The sequence below is a fragment of the Roseovarius halophilus (ex Wu et al. 2025) genome, from assembly GCF_047086965.1.
On sequence record NZ_JBKOTX010000350.1, the window covers coordinates 1 to 3,463 of the forward strand.

Annotated in this window: 4 protein-coding genes; 3 read left to right on the forward strand and 1 reads right to left on the reverse strand. The window is 58.3% G+C overall.

Annotation, left to right across the window (positions count from 1 at the left end; all coding sequences use genetic code 11):
• Positions 1 to 88: 88 nt before the first annotated feature.
• Entirely contained in the window at positions 89 to 862 is a 774-nt protein-coding gene (locus ACH107_RS31165) for a Fic family protein (protein WP_412509544.1), read from the reverse strand.
• Between the two features lie 308 nt (positions 863 to 1,170).
• Between ACH107_RS31165 and ACH107_RS31170 the strand changes: the two genes are divergently transcribed.
• Genes ACH107_RS31170 through ACH107_RS31180 form a run of 3 tightly spaced genes read left to right on the forward strand, consistent with a single transcriptional unit; the run spans position 1,171 to position 3,004 of the window.
• Entirely contained in the window at positions 1,171 to 1,422 is a 252-nt protein-coding gene (locus ACH107_RS31170; protein ID WP_167199653.1) for a hypothetical protein, read from the forward strand.
• A gap of 14 nt (positions 1,423 to 1,436) precedes the next feature.
• Positions 1,437 to 1,754 carry a type II toxin-antitoxin system RelE/ParE family toxin gene (locus ACH107_RS31175; RefSeq protein ID WP_167199656.1) on the forward strand — a complete coding sequence of 106 codons (318 nt, stop codon included), beginning with the start codon at positions 1,437 to 1,439 and terminating at the stop codon, positions 1,752 to 1,754.
• A gap of 2 nt (positions 1,755 to 1,756) precedes the next feature.
• Complete coding sequence (locus ACH107_RS31180; RefSeq protein ID WP_167199659.1) at positions 1,757 to 3,004, forward strand: hypothetical protein; 1,248 nt, start codon at positions 1,757 to 1,759, stop codon at positions 3,002 to 3,004.
• The last annotated feature ends 459 nt before the right edge of the window (positions 3,005 to 3,463 follow it).

The following is a 3,463-nucleotide window of genomic DNA, read 5'->3' on the forward strand; positions in this document are numbered from 1 at the left end:
GGCGTCGATCTCGACCAACGGATCGCGCTTGGCATCGAGGCTCGCATACCGGTCCGAAAGATCAAAGAAACCCATCTGCGCCATCGTCTTACCCCCATCCCAGTTTGCCGCCCCGATCATACCGCAGCGCCGGGTTCAGGGCAATTTTTAGAGGTGCCCTGTAAAATCGCTGCGGGCTCTCCTCTGACCGGGCAAGCGCTAGATCAGCGATGGCGCGGGCAATGCGGCCGTTGCCATCCTCGAATGGGTGAATGGTCACGAACCACAAATGCGCCAGCGCAGCCTTGATGACCGGATCAGTGGTCAGGGGCGCGTTGAACCATGTGAGGAAGGCCTTCATCTCGGCGGTAACCCTTGGTGCAGGCGGGGCCGAGTAGTGAACCCTCTCCTTACCGTAAGGCCCCGAAATCACCTGCATCGGGCCAGTACTGTCACCGCGCCATCCTCCAACGATGATCTTAGTCATGCCGCTGCGTCCGGTGGGGAACAACGCGGCATGCCATCCGAAAAGGCGCTCGTCAGTGAGTGCGGCCTGATAGTTCCGCGTTGCGTCCAGCATCACCTCAACGATCCCTTCGACGTTGCGATCGGTCGGAGGCAGGGCGCCAATATCGATACCAAGCCGCCGTGCGAGTGATGATCGCACCTGAGTCGCGTCGAGCTGTTCGCCTTCGATTTCGCTTGTTTTAACGACGTCCTGAGTTAGCGTCTGAAGGACGGCTTCCTCGCGCAGTTTGAAGCCCAGCGCTTCCATTCGCCCGATCAATCGTCCTTGGTCGTGGCGAACTGCCGCGAGAGGAGTTGAAATGCCCGCATCCTGCCAGGTTAGGTTTGGCCAGTCAGGTTGCTCCCAGATATACATCGCAAACTCCGCATAATACGCGACGATTGTGCGCTGTATTCTCCGCAGGCGCAAGGAAATACGCCGCATAAATTGCGGAGAATCGAGGGCTATTCTCCGCAGGCCGTGCCCGATCTGAGGTGTCCGCTTCCGTTAATCCCCTGAGCAGAAACGCCCAAGGCGGTTGAAAGGGCGGCGGGTGATCTGCTGTGGTGACCGCGAAAAAATTTCCTTATAACAGATCGATCAGTGGGCAGAGGCACGGTGCGCCATCTGTTGAAAACTTAGTTATGTCCGCGTAGACTACTTAGTCATACTGGAGGCAAATGATGACCCACAAAACCACCCTGAGCTTTACCGACCGCCACCATCGCTTCTTGACTGAGAAAGTCGGTGAGGGCGTATTTGCCTCACAGAGTGCGGCTGTTGCCGCAGCGCTTGAGCAGATGATCCGTGATGAAGAGGAGCGGGCTATCCTACTTGATGGCATGGCCAATGAAATTCGGGCGCGGATGCAAACCTCGCGCGATGAATATGTCGACCCTGCGCCTGTTTTTGCTGCAGCGCGTCGAGCCATCTGAGCGCCGCGCGCAAGATGAAATATCGTATCCGGTTCCACCCGGCTGCCGGCGACGACCTGAAATCGATTGCGGAAATGATCGCCAGCTACGCGGGGCCGCAAGCGGCAGAGCGTCGATTGGCTGAGATTGAGGAAGTCGTATTGAGCCTCGCGGACACGCCGCACAAGGGCAGCATCCGAGCGGAGATAGCTCCGGGCCTTCGCGCCATTCCTGCAGGCAGGAAGGCAGTTGTCGCCTTCACGGTCGATGATGCCACGCGAACGGTTTTCGTACATGTTGTCGGCTACGCTGGTTCCAACTGGGTTCAGCGAACATCATCACGAGGACAATAATTGTGGCTCGGCGTCCCGCACATAAATGGGCGTTCAAATCCGGCATGCGTGCTGGTGCTTACAGCTGGCGCTCCTCGGCAAAGGCTATCGACAGGCTAAAGTCCGCCAGCGCCGAAATCCGAGCGGTGGCCCGCTCGGAACCTGTGATCGCCGCTGAGGGCGTCATTGCGCTGGCCCAGCGCATTTGGCCCGCTTTTGAGCATATTGACACATCCTCCGGAGCACTCGGCACAGCGGTCCGCCGGACGCTTGATGAACTTGTGCCAATCTTGATCGATGCACCTACTGAAGAGGACACTCGGGGGAAATGGCTGGAGCTTCTGCGTGAGGCGATCCTCGATGACGGTGTTGATTACCTCGCACCGATCGCGGATCGATTTGGTGAAATCGCGGCCTTCCCGGCTTTGATGAACCTGCATGCAGATCGTGATCTCGATCTCATCCAGGCCGCATGGTCCGATCACGTACGTTATGCACATGTTCCGACCGCAACTTTGACGCTGTCCTGCTTGCTTGAGGCAGGGCGCTTCGCTGAGCTTCTCGATTTGCTGGCGATCAAGAAGACCCATCTCTGGTTTGACGAAAAGTTCGGCGCTGAGGCCTTGTTGCGTCAAGGGCGTGAGGATGAAGCCTTGGCCTACGCAGAAGCGCTTCTTGCCGATGACCGCCAACCTTGGGGGCGTCGAGACATTGCCCGGTTTTGTGAACACATCCTAGTCCGCCAAGGCCGTGCGGAGCATGCCTATCGTCGATTTGGTCTGCCCACGGCCTCGGGTAATACCTATCTTGCCATCTGGCGTGATCTGGTGAAGCGCTACCCAGACCTCGACGCCCGGATGATCCTTGAGGATTTGATCGCTGCTCATGAATCAAAGGGAAAATGGTTTGCCGCCGCAAAGACGGCAAGGTTCCTTGATATCGCGCTGGATTGCGCCGCTCACCATGACGCGGCACCGGCAACCTTGATCCGCGCGGCCCGCGACCTGAAACTCAAGGAGCCCGATTTTGCCGCACAGGTTGCCTTTTGCGCGGTCCGGCATCTCGTTCAGGGCCGCGGTTATGAACCGTCGCCGTTAGACATTGATGAAGCTGTCGAGCACTTGATGGTTGCCGCGGGGCGCATTGGCGCTTCTGACTGGGCGCTGCAGGAGCTGCGCCGCATCTCAAGTTCACCCAGATCAGCGGGCCTCATGGCAGATCGGTTGGCACGTGTGCTCTCTTCGATTGACGAATCCAGAAATAAGCATTGAGAGGCCTGTCGTCTGCCCGCGTGGGCCTCAGCCTCACGGGCAAGTTGGGGGGAACCGTCCTCAAGCTGACGACCCGTGCATTCCGCTTGGCGGTCTAAAAAACATCGAGCGGATCACGGCTGCCAGCTTGTGCATGTGATCAAACCGGTGAGAGCCGCCCGGAAAGGTCACAATGGGCAAAGTATCCCCAACGATTTGCAGGGTTCCTTGCGGGTCGATGACGTTGTCGCCCATGTCGAGGGCAACGAGCCCTTGGCCATCCATTCGAAACGGGAGGGCGTTATAGGCCTCGACAGTCTCTTCTCGTAGGGTGAACCGCGTCCCGTAGTGTGTTCCACCCTCGCCAATATATTTTTGGAGTGAGTATTCCACGCGCATGTGGCCACGGATTCCACGATGATGTGGCCACCGGTTCCACGGCATGTGGCCACCCCTTGAGACATACCTGCGAGGCGATCT